This window comes from Rhodopseudomonas sp. B29 (assembly GCF_000333455.1).
GTDB lineage: Bacteria > Pseudomonadota > Alphaproteobacteria > Rhizobiales > Xanthobacteraceae > Rhodopseudomonas.
Map to the genome: position 1 here is coordinate 1 of NZ_BADD01000298.1, position 13,614 is coordinate 13,614.

10 protein-coding genes, 4 pseudogenes and 1 riboswitch are annotated in these 13,614 nt (G+C 65.4%); of the genes and pseudogenes, 7 read left to right on the forward strand and 7 right to left on the reverse strand.

Going from position 1 to position 13,614, the window contains the following annotated elements; genetic code table 11:
• Both I5M_RS10915 and I5M_RS10920 read left to right on the forward strand, forming a co-directional pair.
• Nucleotides 1–490 (forward strand): acetamidase/formamidase family protein (locus I5M_RS10915; protein WP_022721436.1); only part of this gene is annotated, 490 nt, incomplete at its 5' end.
• A 23-nt stretch (nucleotides 491–513) separates the two neighbouring features.
• Nucleotides 514–897 carry a RidA family protein gene (locus tag I5M_RS10920; protein WP_031336056.1) on the forward strand — a complete coding sequence of 128 codons (384 nt, stop codon included), beginning with the start codon at nucleotides 514–516 and terminating at the stop codon, nucleotides 895–897.
• A gap of 15 nt (nucleotides 898–912) precedes the next feature.
• On the opposite strand, the gene I5M_RS30905 is transcribed toward I5M_RS10920, so the two are convergent.
• The 3 genes and pseudogenes from I5M_RS30905 to I5M_RS10935 all read right to left on the reverse strand — a co-directional run.
• Nucleotides 913–1,491, reverse strand: a complete 579-nt coding sequence (locus tag I5M_RS30905; protein ID WP_022721438.1) for an alpha/beta hydrolase — start codon at nucleotides 1,489–1,491, stop codon at nucleotides 913–915.
• 11 nt (nucleotides 1,492–1,502) lie between these two features.
• Nucleotides 1,503–2,114 (reverse strand): hydrolase, encoded by a 612-nt coding sequence (locus I5M_RS10930; protein WP_022721439.1) that lies wholly within the window; start codon nucleotides 2,112–2,114, stop codon nucleotides 1,503–1,505.
• 462 nt (nucleotides 2,115–2,576) lie between these two features.
• Nucleotides 2,577–3,515: pseudogene (locus I5M_RS10935) on the reverse strand (alpha/beta fold hydrolase); the annotation flags it as partial.
• 106 nt (nucleotides 3,516–3,621) lie between these two features.
• On the opposite strand from I5M_RS10935, the gene I5M_RS10940 reads away from it, so the two are divergent.
• Together I5M_RS10940 and I5M_RS10945 are read left to right on the forward strand one after the other, a co-directional pair.
• Complete coding sequence (locus tag I5M_RS10940; RefSeq protein ID WP_022721441.1) at nucleotides 3,622–4,572, forward strand: LysR family transcriptional regulator; 951 nt, start codon at nucleotides 3,622–3,624, stop codon at nucleotides 4,570–4,572.
• Nucleotides 4,573–4,638: 66 nt separating this feature from the next.
• The gene (locus tag I5M_RS10945; RefSeq protein WP_031336059.1) at nucleotides 4,639–5,514 is read left to right on the forward strand and encodes an SDR family NAD(P)-dependent oxidoreductase; all 876 of its coding nucleotides are present in this window, start codon (nucleotides 4,639–4,641) and stop codon (nucleotides 5,512–5,514) included.
• Between the two features lie 337 nt (nucleotides 5,515–5,851).
• On the opposite strand, the pseudogene I5M_RS10950 reads toward I5M_RS10945, so the two are convergent.
• Nucleotides 5,852–6,160 (reverse strand): annotated as a pseudogene (locus tag I5M_RS10950) (S1 RNA-binding domain-containing protein); the annotation flags it as partial.
• Between I5M_RS10950 and epsC the strand changes: the two are divergent.
• Nucleotides 6,154–6,966: pseudogene (gene epsC, locus I5M_RS10955) on the forward strand (serine O-acetyltransferase EpsC); the annotation flags it as partial. The pseudogenes I5M_RS10950 and epsC sit on opposite strands and share 7 nt — an antisense overlap.
• A gap of 118 nt (nucleotides 6,967–7,084) precedes the next feature.
• A riboswitch (cobalamin riboswitch) is annotated at nucleotides 7,085–7,287 on the forward strand.
• A gap of 107 nt (nucleotides 7,288–7,394) precedes the next feature.
• Nucleotides 7,395–9,506 carry a TonB-dependent receptor gene (locus I5M_RS10960; RefSeq protein WP_022721445.1) on the forward strand — a complete coding sequence of 704 codons (2,112 nt, stop codon included), beginning with the start codon at nucleotides 7,395–7,397 and terminating at the stop codon, nucleotides 9,504–9,506.
• A gap of 72 nt (nucleotides 9,507–9,578) precedes the next feature.
• On the opposite strand, the gene I5M_RS10965 is transcribed toward I5M_RS10960, so the two are convergent.
• The 3 genes from I5M_RS10965 to I5M_RS10975 are packed head-to-tail and all read right to left on the reverse strand — an operon-like array spanning nucleotide 9,579 to nucleotide 13,384.
• A complete protein-coding gene (locus tag I5M_RS10965; RefSeq protein WP_022721446.1) occupies nucleotides 9,579–10,805 on the reverse strand; it encodes a cytochrome c in 1,227 nt (408 codons plus the stop codon).
• 4 nt (nucleotides 10,806–10,809) lie between these two features.
• Complete coding sequence (locus I5M_RS10970; RefSeq protein WP_022721447.1) at nucleotides 10,810–12,573, reverse strand: GMC family oxidoreductase; 1,764 nt, start codon at nucleotides 12,571–12,573, stop codon at nucleotides 10,810–10,812.
• Between the two features lie 7 nt (nucleotides 12,574–12,580).
• On the reverse strand, nucleotides 12,581–13,384 hold the full coding sequence (locus I5M_RS10975; protein WP_244431971.1) for a gluconate 2-dehydrogenase subunit 3 family protein: 804 nt from the start codon (nucleotides 13,382–13,384) through the stop codon (nucleotides 12,581–12,583).
• Here I5M_RS10975 and I5M_RS10980 point away from each other — a divergent pair.
• A pseudogene (locus I5M_RS10980) lies at nucleotides 13,352–13,614 on the forward strand (oxidoreductase); the annotation flags it as partial. The gene I5M_RS10975 and the pseudogene I5M_RS10980 overlap by 33 nt on opposite strands.

Below are 13,614 nucleotides of genomic sequence, written 5' to 3' on the forward strand. Positions count from 1 at the left end.
CAAGGGCTCCACGATTTCCCTTAAGGTGTCGGTGCCCGGCGCCTTACTGTCGGTCGGCGCTCCGCACGCCGCGCAGGGCGATGGCGAGCTCGGCGGCACCGCCATCGAATGTTCGATGACCGGCACCTTCGAGGTGATCCTGCACAAGAAAGGCGAGTTCACCGACAAGCCGTTCGCCGATCTGACCTACCCGCTGATCGAGACCGCCACCGACTGGGTGCTGATGGGCTTCAGCCACCCCAACTACCTGGCCGAGTTCGGCGCGAAGAGTCAGAGCGAAGTCTACGCCACGTCGTCGCTCGATCTCGCCATGAAGGACGCGTTCCGTAAGATGCGGCGCTTCCTGATGAGCATAAAGGGACTGACCGAGGACGAGGCGATCGCGCTGATGTCTGCCGCGGTCGATTTCGGCGTCACCCAGGTGGTGGACGGCAATTGGGGCGTCCACGCCATCCTCAGCAAACAGGTGTTCGCCGACGCGCGCGCCTGATCTTCATCCCACGAGAGGCCAGTTTGCAGTTTCACATGATCCCCGGCGGACCGAAGCCGGTCGCGCCGTTCAGCCACGCCGTCGAAACCGACGGCTTCGTCTTCGTCACCGGCCAGATGCCCGATACGCCGCAGACCCCCGGCGTGCTGCCGGACGGCATCGTGGCGCAGACACGCGCCGTGATGGAGAATCTCCGCGTCGTGCTGGCCGGGCTCGGTCTCGGCCTCGAGCACATCGTGATGAGCCGGATCTATCTGACCGAATTCAAGCGCGACTACGCCGAGATGAACGAGACTTATCGCAGCTACTTCCCGGAAGGCCGCCTGCCGGCCCGCACCTGCGTCGGCGTCACCGGGCTGGCTTACGACGCGCTGATCGAGATCGATCTGGTCTGCCGGCGGCCGTGACGAAAGCACCGCGCGTCAGCGGCGGTCATCATGAGAAAGCGCAGGCGGCTGAAAGCGCTGAATAAATCGCAGGGACGGTTGCGCGACTTCGTGCCAGCCGTAGTCAGTGATCGGTGAAAGACCGCGCCGTGGGATGTCGATGTAGTCGATTGGCGACGCGGCTTGCCGCGATGGTTCGACCGAAGCGCCGAGGGCGTGGTGATCGCGTTCTGCCGCGATGATCAGCAGCGGGCTGCGCGGCGGGGCGACGTCCCCCCGCGACGGCGGCGGGTCGATCGACACCGTTGCAACTGATTGCTCGCGGCTGGCCAGGAGTTGTGCCACGAGGCCGCCGAACGAATGGCCGATCAGGGCCGGGCGGCGGTGTAGTGTCTCGGCGAAGCCGGTGATATACGCCGCGGCTTGCGCGATGGTCTCGGGTGCCGCGGCGCCGCCGATTTCGGCCGGCCACCGCGGCGCCAGCGTGGCGTAGCCGGCGGCCTCGAACAATTCGGCCCAGCGCTGCCACGCGTTCGGCCTGTGCCACAGCCCGTGGATGAAGATCACCACGGGCTTGCCGGAGGCTTCGGACTGATCGATCGCCGCTGCGAGCATCGGCGACACGGTCAGTGGCCGACGACCGTGAACAGGATGTCGGAGAAGCCCGGCACCGTCGCGGCGCGATTCCAGTCGCGCTGCAGTTCGCAGATCAGTTGCACCCAGCTGGTCGGCTTGGCGCCGGCCTGGATCAGGCGCGACAATCCGGCTTCGTGCGCAGCCGGCGACGTGCCGCCGACCGCGTCGACCACCGGATAGACCTCGAAGCCGTCGCGTAGCGCATCGAGCGCCGGATGCACCAGGCAGACTTCGGTCCACAGCGCCGTCATGATCAGCTTGGTGCGGCCGGTGGCGCGGACCGCGGCGACGAAGTCGTCGTCCTCCCAGGCATTGATCGAGGTGCGATCGATCGGCGCGATGTCGGGGAAGATCTCCGCGAGCTGATGGATGATCGGCTGGTTGCGGCCGGTAGCGACGTTGACGGTGCTGAGCACGGTCGGCAGACCGAACAGCTTGGCGGTCTTCGCCACCGCGGTGATGTTGGCGACCAGGCTGCGCTTGTCCATCGACTGGATCGAGCTGACCTGCACCGGCTGATAATCGATGATCACCAGGGCGGCGTTCTGGGGCGTGAGCAGATGATCCGTCTTGGGGTCGCGGATGGTGGCGGCGCTCGTCATGGCGGAAGTCCTTGTTGTTTGCTGGAGTCAGCGCGGGGCGGGGGCGGAGACGTAGACCGTGTCGCTCGGGCCGACGCCGGTGAGGCGCACGACGGCGCCCTCGGCGCGGGTGAAGGCGAAGTGTGCGGCGCCCGCCGGCTCGGTGTAGAGGGCGCCCGCTGTCAGCGGCTTGTTGGCGGCATCGGCGGCGTTGCTGCCATAGCCGAAGTACCAGGTGCCGGAGATCACCGTGGCGAAGCGGTCGTCGCGATGCGTATGGGCGGCGATCGCGGTGTTCGGCGGCACGTGGATTTCGAGCGCGTAGGGGCCGGGCTTGGCGGGATCGCCGGATAGCAGCACGGTGTGGATGCCGCCCACGCCAGAGGTGCCGGTGCCTGCGCCGGCCTGCGGCATCGCCTGGGTCTGCTCGAGCGACAATGCAGTTGGTATCACCCCTTCCTTGCTGACCTGCGCCGGCGGCGGGTCGAGGAAAGTGGTGATCGCCGCCGACGTGGCGGCCGGCTGCTCCTCCATCAGCCAGTGGCCGGAGCCCGCGATCACGCGCTCCTGTACGTCGATTGCCGCGGCCTGCATCACCGCCGCCATGGTGGCGCCGAACGATGCGGCGCCGCCGATCGCCAGTACCGGCATGCGCATCTTGCCGTGCGCCGCCAGCCAGGCGCGGTTGTCGATGGCGTCCTGATCGAACGCGGCGAATTGGCGGAAGCCGGCGTGCATTCTTCCGGGCGCGGCGTAGAGCTGTGCGTAGTGTGCGCGCGAGGATTCGGGGAAGTTGGCCGGATTGGCCGAGAAGTCGTTCCAGAAGCGATCGAGATAGATGCGCTCGCGGCCGGCGACGAGGCGCTCCATGTCCGGGCCGCCGAAGCGGAAGTGCCACAGCAGCGGGTTCTTCAGGATCTCCTCCCAAGGCCCGACGCCCGGCACCGGCGCATCCATCAGCACCAGCTTGGTGACGCGGTCGCCGTGGCGCGACGCCAGCGCGAACGCGACCATGTTGCCGATGTCGTGCGCCACGACCTCGGCGCGGTCGGCATGCAGAGCGTCCATCACCCCGGTGATGTCTTCGGCCTGGTTGACCTTTTCGAACCCGGCCTCGGCGCGAGCCGACAGGCCCATGCCGCGCAGGTCCGGCACGATTACAGTGTGATGCTGAGCGAGGCCCGCGGCGAGCGGCGCCCACATGTCGCCGGTGTCGCCATAGCCGTGCAGCAGCACCACCGCCGGGCCGCTGCCGCCGACGCGTACATGCAGCGTGGTGCCGTTGGTGGCGATCTCCTGGTTGCGGAAGCTGCTCGGGAATTCGGTCGGCCCATCGGCCGCCGGGGCGGGGGTCGGGCTGGTCAGGACGGCGAGCGCGGCGCCCGTCTGGGCGATCCGGCGCAATGCGGTGGCTAGGGTCATGGGCGTCTCCTCTGGATACCTCTGGCGCGACGACGCAAAGCTAGACGGAGCCGAACCCATCGATTAGAGGGGGTAGAGGCCAAGCATTTGTGAGCAGGGCGCAAAGATGCCGATCAGCGAGGCGGACCGGGCGCGCGACCTCGAAGTGTTTTGCGCGGTGATCGATGGCGGCAGCTTCTCGGCCGCAGCGCGTAGCCTCGACCTGACGCCATCGGCGATCAGCCGAACGCTCGACCGCATTGAGGCCCGGCTCGGCGCGCGGCTGCTGCTGCGAACCACGCGGGCGCTGACGCTGACGGCCGAAGGTCATTCGTATCTGGGTGCGGCCCGCCGCATCCTGGCCGATCTCGACGAGGCCGAGCAGGCTATCGCCGATCAAGGCTCGCCGCGCGGCCGTGTCCGTGTCAGCGCGGCGATCTCTCACGGCCAAGTCTGCATCGTACCGCTGCTCGGCGACTTCGTGCGGCGCTACCCGAACATCGTCGTCGATATCAATCTCAGCGACGGCCTCGTCGATGTCGCGGCCGGGCAGGCCGACGTCGCAGTGCGCGGCGGGCCGCTCCCCGACAGCGGATTGACAGCGCGGCGGCTCAGCGCCAACGGGCGTACCATTGTGGCGTCGCCGGACTATCTGGCGCGCTGGGGCGTGCCGGAGACGCCGGAGGATCTGTACAACCACAATTGCCTGAACTTCGGCTTCCGCCGCGCCGAGCCGGTGTGGCCGTTTCGCCGCGACGGCGTCGACTACGCGCTGAAGGTACGCGGCGCCGTCGAGGCCAACAGCAGCGACACACTGGTCCAGCTCGCACTGGACGGCGTCGGCATCGCCCGGGTCGGGGATTTCAGTCTGAGAGACAGCATCGCACAGGGGCGCCTGGTACCGCTGCTTCAGGTCTACAATCCCGGTGACCGTGAGGTCTTCCACGCCGTGTTCGTCGGCGGCGCCAACATGCCGGCACGCATCCGGGTGTTCGTCGACTATCTGGTGGAGCAGATGGGCGAGGGCCGCCGCGCTGCCGGCGGAGACGCCGCCGTCGGACCATCGGCATCATCCTGACATGCGCGGCTCCGATGATCGGCGTATCAGCGGTGATGGATGCCGCCGCCGAAAGGGCTGTCGATCATGAGCGTGAGAGCGACGCGAACCGCGCTGATTACCGGCGCTAATTCAGGGCTCGGCAAAGCGGTTGCGACCGTGCTGGCAAAGGACGGCTTGCGCCTCGGTCTGGTGGCGCGCGGCCGCGCGCGGGGCGAGGCGGCGCTGGCGGAGATTCGCGGTGCAAGCGGCAATGACGATGTGCATCTGTTCGTCGCTGATCTCGCCGACCAGGACTCGATCCGCGCGCTGGCGCAGGACGTGCTCGCCCGCTTCGACCGGCTCGATCTGCTGATCAACAACGCCGGCACCGCGTTTGCGGAGCGTCGGCTCAGCCCGCAAGGCATCGAGCGCGCCTTCGCGATCAATCATCTCGGGCCCTTCCTGCTGACCAATCTGCTGCTCGATCTCATCAAGGCCAGCGCGCCGGCCCGCATCGTCAATGTCGGCACGCGCATCGACGCGGCGATCGACTTCGACGATCTCAACTGGGAGCGCCGTCCCTACGGCTTGATGAAGGGCTACGCCCAGTCCAAGCTCGGCAACCTGCACTTCACCTTCGAGCTGGCGCGGCGCCTGAAAGGCAGCGGCGTCACGGTGAACTGCGTCTTCCCCGGCGTCTTCAAGTCCAATCTCGGTGGCACCGACGGCGCGCAGGGCGTGTTCTGGAAGCTGCTGGCCAAGCTCGGCGGCTGGGCGATCCCGACGCCGGAGAGCGCCGCGCAGCGCGTGCTGTATCTGGCCAACGCGCCGGAGCTGGAGGGAGTGAGCGGTGAGTACTTCGCTAATAGGAAGACAATTGTCGCGCCAGCTCAGGCGCGCGATGCGGCGGCGAATAGACGGCTGTGGGAGATTAGTGAGAGAATGACGGGGATGGTGGGACAAAGTGGAGGCGGCGACTAGATCGTGTCAGCGGTTATCTAGCCGATGCAGCGTTTCCCCAAGCATTGACCTCATCCTGAGGAGCCCGGCGAAGCCGGGCGTCTCGAAGGATGGGGCTACGCAGTGCCTGCGGTGCATGGTTCGAGACGGCGCTTCGCGCCTCCTCACCATGAGGTTGTACCTGTGGTGAGCGTCTTAGGCTGCCAACAGCTTTGCCGGAACCCTAGCCGTCATGCCCGGGCTTGTCCCGGGCATCAACGTACTTCCGTTTATCAACGTAGTAAGACGTGGATGGCCGGGACGAGCCCGGCCATGACGAAGTTGATAGTCTGCGTGGCGACGAACTGGCAGCGCGTGGCTACCGCCCCTTCCCGCGCCCCTTCTCCGCCGCCTTCGCCAGCGCCGCCGCGAACGCGCCGCCGCCGCTCGGGGCTTCCTGCCGCGGCTTGTAGCGGTCGACCAGCTTGGCGCTTGCGCCGCCGCCGCCACCGCCGGTGCGGCGTTCGCCGGGGGCGGGGATGGGGTCGGACATGCGCAGCGTCAGGCCGATGCGGTTGCGCGGGACGTCGACTTCCAGCACCTTGACCTTCACAACCTGGCCGGGCTTCACCACCTCGCGCGGATCGTTGATGCGGCGCTCGGACATCGCCGAGATGTGGATCAGGCCGGGCGGTGGCCGGCATCGTCGAAGCTCTGGTCGCGGCGCTGTATCCGCGGCACTTCGGGCCGAACGCGCTGTCTGAAGACTCACTCGACATCTATGTCGCCGACACCATCGAGCAGGCGCTGCGACGATTGCGGCGTGAAGTCGGGCGCGAGTTGCGTTTTGCCGATCAGGAGTCCGCAACAAAACACGGCGAGATCGACCTTCAGGCGATAACCATCGTCGCGGAGTTCGCTCACGACCTGCCGCGGATTCGTGCGCTACTCGACAGCGACATCCGCGCTGCCTATGAGGGCGATCCGGCGGCGAAGAGCCTCGACGAAGTGGTGTTCTGCTATCCGGGTATCACTGCGATGATCCGTCACCGCATCGCGCATCAGCTCTACGCGCTCGGTGTGCCAATGCTGGCGCGGATCGTCGCCGAGATCGCGCATGCGCAGACCGGAATCGACATTCATCCGGGCGCGACGATCGGCGAAAGCTTCTTCATCGATCACGGCACCGGCGTGGTGATCGGCGAGACCGCGCGGATCGGCAAGCGCGTGCGGCTCTATCAAGCCGTGACGCTCGGTGCCAAACGCTTCGAGACCGATAAGCAAGGCCGCATCGTCAAGGGCGGCGACCGCCACCCGATCATCGAAGACGACGTCGTCATCTATGCCGGCGCCACCGTGCTCGGGCGCGTGACCATCGGGCAGGGCTCGTCGATCGGCGGTGGCGTCTGGTTGACGCGCGACGTGCCACCCGGCAGCGTCGTGACCCAGGCGAAGGCGCGGCAGGAGGCTTTCGAGGACGGCGGCGGCATATAATAGCTTCGCAGCGATACTAACGTCGACGTTGCAGCGCAACCGATCGGCAATTCTGCCACACCCGCTGCGCGAAATACCCGGCGTATGACAACCCAGCTTGACACTGACTTTCCGCGCCTCCTACATCGACCACGACGGTTCCTCGCGAGAGGATGAAAAGGGAATGCGGTGCGAGGCCTTGGGCCTTCAAAGCCGCGGCTGTTCCCGCAACTGTAAGCGGTTAGTCTTTCGTCGGAAGCCACTGGGTCCTCGGTCCTGGGAAGGCGACGAAAGGTCAACGACCCGCGAGCCAGGAGACCTGCCGTCTTTCGTGGTCACACGCGAAGGTGTCGGTCGGGAATTGCAGACACCGGCTTCGTCGGTCGCAAACAGCACCAGCGAAACCTCGTTCGCTGTGACGTGCCACTGACGTCGAGCCGAGGTTTCCCATGTCGTTTCGCCGAGCCGCGCCATCGCGGCGCACCGCAATCTTCTCGCGCGTATTTTTCACTTCCACCGTCTTGAGTTCGGGACTGGCGATTATCACGCCCGTTCACGCGCAGGACAATGTCCTGCCGACCATCAACGTCACTGCGACGCGACTGTATGAGGGAATCACCGGCACCTCGACGTCGGTGATCACGGCCGAAGACATCGCCCGCTCGCCGGCGCAGACGGTGCAGGACGTCATCGCGCAGACTCCGGGCGTGCAGAGCACCAGCCTCTACGGTGGCGTCAACGGCACTGGCACGTCTGTCGATCTCCGCGGCTTCGGCGCCACGGCGACATCCAACACGCTGTTCCTGATCAACGGTCGCCGTCTCAACGATCTCGATCTGCAAGGCGTGGATCTCTCCAGCGTCCCGCTGAACTCGATCGAGCGCATCGAGCTCACGCGCGGCAACAGCGGCGCCGTGCTGTATGGCGACAACGCCGTGGGCGGCGTCGTCAACATCGTCACCAAGACCGGCGCCGGCGGGCCGCCGGCGACATTCCGCGCCGAAGGCGGCTACGGCTCGTTCAATCAGCGCCTCGCCGCTGTGTCGGCGGCGTTCAATTCCGGTGCGTGGTCGAGCTCGGTGTTCGCCAATGGGGTCCGCTCCGACGGTTATCGCAAGAACAATGCGCTCGACCAGAACAATGCGGTCGGCGAACTACGCTATTCGACGGCCGATCTCAGTGCCTTCCTCAACATCTCCGGCGATGATCAGCATCTCGGCCTTCCCGGCGCGCGGCTGGTCGATCGCAACCTCGGCATCGACCAGCTCACCACGGATCGCCGCGGCACGTCGTCGCCGTTCGATTACGCCGACAAGCAGGGCGCCAACCTCACCGCCGGCTTCACCAAGACGCTGTGGGACGGCGGCGAGCTGATCGTCGACGGCGGCGTGCGCGACAAGCGGCAACAGGCGGCGTTCTTCGGCAATGTGCCGTTGTCGGCTTTCAACGCCTCATCATTCGTGGCGCATCTGCAGACTTGGTCGATCACGCCCCGGCTGAGCATCACCAATCCGATGTTCGGGCTGCCGTCGAAGATCCTGACAGGCCTGGATTACTACGATGCTGCTTACGATTCCGATCGCGGTCAGTATCTCGGCGGCGTGCCGATCCACACCTACAATCTCACGCAGAAGACGCTGGCCGGATACTGGCAGCAGACACTCGGTGTACTGCCCACCACCGACTTCTCGTATGGTGGCCGCGTGCAGGGCGTGAAGGTCGAGGCCACCGACCGGCTCAACATGATGGCGCCGGGCTGGTTCGGTGACGCGCAGGCCAATCCGCTGAACAGCACCGAAACCCAATATGCGCTACACGGCGGTCTCGAACATCGTTTCACCGACGTATTCAGCGTGTTCGCCCGTGCTGCGCGCGCTTTCCGCACGCCGAATGTCGACGAACGCGTCGCGTCGGGTCCGTCGTTCGATCAGAACTTCAATGCGATCCCGGGCACCTTCGCGCTGAAAACCCAGACCTCCTACGATTTCGAAGGCGGCGTCCGCGTCAAATCGGGCGGGTTCGATCTTCAGGCCAGCGCCTATGTGATGAACCTCAACAACGAAATCCGCTACGACCCGGTCAACTTCTACAACACCAATCTCGATCCGACGCGCCGCGTCGGCGGCGAGTTGATCACCTCGTACCGGATCAACGACAGCCTGCTGCTGCGCGGCGGCGGCGCCTACACGCACGCCACCTTCCGCGAGGGCGTGTTCGCCGGCAACGACGTGCCGCTAGTCTCGCGCTACACCGGCAATGCCGGCGTGACCTGGAACGTCTGGCAGAAATACGTGGTGTTCGATGCGACCGCCCGGGTGTGGAGCGCGCGCTACATGGACAACGATAATCGCAACGTTCAGCCCAAGATCCCCGCCAACGGCACGGTGGACCTCAAGCTGAGCGGCGAGGTTGATCACTTCTTCTGGTCGCTGAGCGTGATCAACCTGTTCAACGCGCAATACTACGATTACGCGGTGGCCAGCGCGACGACGATCGGCCGCTTCAACGCTTATCCGCTGCCCGGCCGGACCTATCTGGCGAAGGCCGGCGTAACGTTCTGAACGTCTTAGGCACGGCTCGTACGAATGCGGCGGCGATCATTCTCCGATCGCCGCCGCTCGAGGCCGATCCCGCTACGGCGACTTGGCGAGCCACTGCCGCTCCTTCTGCACTGTGCCGCTGTCGACCGCGGCGGCATGGTTGTCCCACGTGTTGCGCACGTAAGTGAGCAACGCCGCGACCTGCGCGTCGTTGAGGCGCCAGTCGAACGGGGGCATCGCCGGCCCGGTCGGCGCGAGATCGGTGGCGACGGCGCGGCTGCCCTGCAGCACGATGCGCATCAAGGTCGTCGGATCGTTCTGTTGCACCAGGGCACTTCCGGCCAGACGCGGGAAGAGCGCGGTCTCGCCCTGGCCGTTATCCCGATGGCACGCGGCGCAATTGTCTTTATAGATCGCGCCGCCGACCTTCATCACATTCTGATCGGGTGGCGTTACCTGCGCGTCGGTCGTCTCGAGACCGCTGTCCTTCAGGTAGGTCGCGATGGCATTGAGGTCGTCGTCGGTCATCTGCGACGTCGAGTGCGTCACGGCCTCGGACATCGGCCCCGAGGCCAGCGTCCAGTCGTTGGTACCGGTCTTGAGATAGCGTACCAGCTCTTCCTTGCTCCAGCGTCCGATGCCGTCGCGATGCGCGGGCGTGATATTCGGCGCGAACCAGCCCTGCAGCGCGGCGCCGTTCAGCGCGTTCTCCGTCTTGTCGCCGCCGAGCAGGTTCTTCGGCGTATGGCAGGTGCCGCAATGGCCCGGGCCTTGTACGATATATGCGCCACGATTCCAGTCGGCGGATTTCGAGGTGTCCGGCCGGAACGGCTCCGGCTTGAAGTTGATCCAGTTCCAGACCACCATGCTGGCGCGGATGTTGAACGGGAACGGGAGCTGATTGGAAAATACCTCGTTGCGCACGGGCTCGATCGTCTTGAAGTACGCGCGCAACGCCGTAACGTCCTGGTCGCTCATCTTGCTGTAGGTCGGATACGGCATCGCCGGATAGAGACGCGTGCCGTGTCGGCCGCGGCCTTTGCGCACCGCGGAGATGAATTCTGCGTCGGTCCAGTTGCCGATGCCGGTGTCGCGATCGGGCGTGATGTTGGGCGTCACGAGACGACCGAACGGCGTCTCCAGTGACAAGCCGCCCGCAAATGGCTTGCCGCCCGGTGCTGTGTGACAACCGCCGCAATCGGCCAGGATCGACACGTAGCGGCCACGATCGACCGCGCCGAAATCCTGCGTCACCGTCTGTGCGTGGACGGCGGCGCCGGATGAAAGCACCAGCAGGGCTGTGGTGATGAATCTGCGCATCTTACTAGCCCAACGGCCCGGGGTTCTTGAGATAGCGGTTGCGGATGGCATCGGCGGTCCAATACGCCAGCGCGCCGACCGTGTTGGTCGGGTTGTAGCCGTGGTTCTGCGGAAATACCGAGGCGCCGCCGGGGATGAAAACGTTGGAGACGTCCCAGCTCTGGCAATAGCGGTTGACCACGCTGGTCGCCGGATCGTTGCCCATCACCGTGCCACCTGTGTTGTGCGTGGTCTGGTAGATGTTGGCGTTGTAGGGTCCCGTGCGCGGGGTTGCGGTCAATTCCACAGGGTCGAGCGCGCGCGCGATTTCGGCGAGTCGGTCAGTCAGATAGGCCGACATTTTCAGCTCGTTGTCGTGGAAGTCGAAGGTCATCCGCATCAGCGGGCGACCGAAGCGATCCTTGTAGGTCGGGTCGAGATCGAGATAGCAGTCGCGATAGCTGTAAGAGCTGCCGTGGGTCGAGAGCCTCATGGCGCTCTGGTAGGTTTCGGCTACCGCCTTCTTCCAGGCGGCTCCCCATTTCGGTGTGCCGCTCGGCACCGGATGAGTCTGGATCGGCCGCGCGTTCGATTGGCCGGCGCCCATATAGCCGCCGCCGACGAAGCCGAGCCCGCTGTGATCGAAGTTGTCGCCGTTGTAGTCGTCGATCATCATGCCGTTGGCGCCGGTGGCGATGAACGGGTTGAGGATCTTGTCCTTCAGGATCACGCCGACGCTCGACGTCGTCTGATACGCGTAGTTGCGGCCGACAACGCCTTGCCCGGTCTGCGGATCGTAAGGCGTGCCGATGCCCGACAGCAGTAGCAGCCGCACGTTGAAGAGCGAGAACGCGCAGACCAACACCAGATCGGCCGGCTGCTCCCATTCCTCGCCGGACGAGTCGACATAGGTCACGCCGGTCGCGCGTTTGCCGGTCGAGTCGAGGTTGATCTTCGTCACCTCGGATTCGGTGCGCGCGGAAAAGTTCGGCAGCCGCATCAACGCCGGCAGGACGCAGGTTTGCGGACTCGATTTCGAGTAATTGCCACAGCCGAAGCGTTCGCAGTGCCCGCAATAGGTGCACTGGCCCATCCTGATGCCGAGCGGATTCGTATAGGCTTCGCTCAGGTTGGACGCCGGCTGGGGAAAAGGATTGTGGCCGGTTTTGCGTGCCGCTTCGGCGAACAGCGTCTGCCCGTAGTTCTGCTTGAGCGGCGGCGTCGGGTAGTCCGAGGATCGCCAGCCTTCGAACGGATTGCCACCCGGCAAAATCTGGCCGCGCAGATTGCCGGCCTTGCCGGAGGTGCCGCACAATTTCTCGAAGCGATCGTAGTACGGCTCCAGTTCGTCGTAGCTGACCGGCCAATCCTGGATGGTCATGTCGTCCGGCAGCATCTGTTTGCCGTAGCGCTGTTCGAGATGGCTGCGCAGGTTGAAGTCGGTCGGCAGGAAGCGCCAGGTTTGGCCGTTCCAATGCACACCGGCACCGCCGACGCCGTTGCCGGGCAGAAAGCCGGCGAATTGACGGATCGGCAGCGCTGTTTGGTTGGTCTTGTTGCGGACGGTGAGCGTGTCCTGCTGCGTCCTCAGAAACAGATCGAGCCGGACCGCGTAGCGTAGTTCGTCCGGCGCGTAGGCGGGTGGAAAATCGTTGGCGGTGTCGCGCCACGGGCCGCGCTCGATCGCCACGACGTCGAGGCCCGATGTGGCGAGTTCGTAACCGAGAATCGCGCCGGTCCAGCCGAGCCCGATGATGACGACGTCTTTGCGGGGAAGTTTGCGGGGCATGGCGATCTCACAACGTCCATTCGGGCCGACCGGTGATTCCCACCGGTGGAAGCGGATAGCGTTCGTTGTGGCGGGTCACCCAGTCGCGATAATCGTAGCGCGCGCCCGGAAAGCCGATCAGTCGCCATCCCGCCATGTCGCGGTTGCCGCCGTAGATCGGATCGGCGAAGAAACCTTCCTGCGTGTTTTGCAAGAGAAGGTTGAAGAACTGCGCGCCGTTCAGCGTCTTCAGGTCGATCTTGCCGCTCTCGAGGTTGTGCAGCACGGTGTCTTGCTGCTCGCCGGAGAGATCGCCGAATTTCCTTCCGTCGAAGGTCACGCGTAGATAGTCCGCGAGTGCGCCGAGGCCCCGGCGATAGCGCATGGCCGGCGTCTCCGGGTCCTGCGGGGTCTGCGACGGCATCGGCTTCATGAACGGTGGACGCGTGTACAGACCTTCATTGCGGCCATAAGGACCGGCAAGCTGCCGGTCGATGTACACCGCGCAGCCCGCCTGCCGTCCGCCGGCGCCCAGATTGTCGGGCGGAATCAGCCGATCGACGATCGCTTCGACCATGGCGCCTTCATCGGCGGTGAAGAACACCCAAGGCCCAGGCTGCCACGGCTGCGGGGGCTTGGCTCCGCCCGGCTCCCACGGCATCTCGCCCTTGATGATACGGGCGTGGGCTAATCCAGTGGCCGCCACCAGTGCAGCCGTGGTGGCGAGAAACGTACTAGCGATGTCGATGGCGACGCCCCGCAGCTCTGGGTCGCCGGCGGCATCGGCATCACGCCATTCATGGCGCGCCTTTCCACTGCTCCACTGCGTCACCCGGTGCACCTGCTGTATCTGTATCGCCGCGAGCAAGATGCCGCGTTTCTGCCCGAGTTGCGCACTCTGGCCGCGACTGACCCCAATCTCACACTTCATGAAGTCGCCACCGGCGACGCCCTGCCCGACATCGATCCGTTGCTACCACCGCAGTATCAGTTGGCCGGCACCGAATGTCTTCTCTGTGGGCCGGCGCAGCTCGTCGCGCAAATCGAAACCGGGCTGCAAGC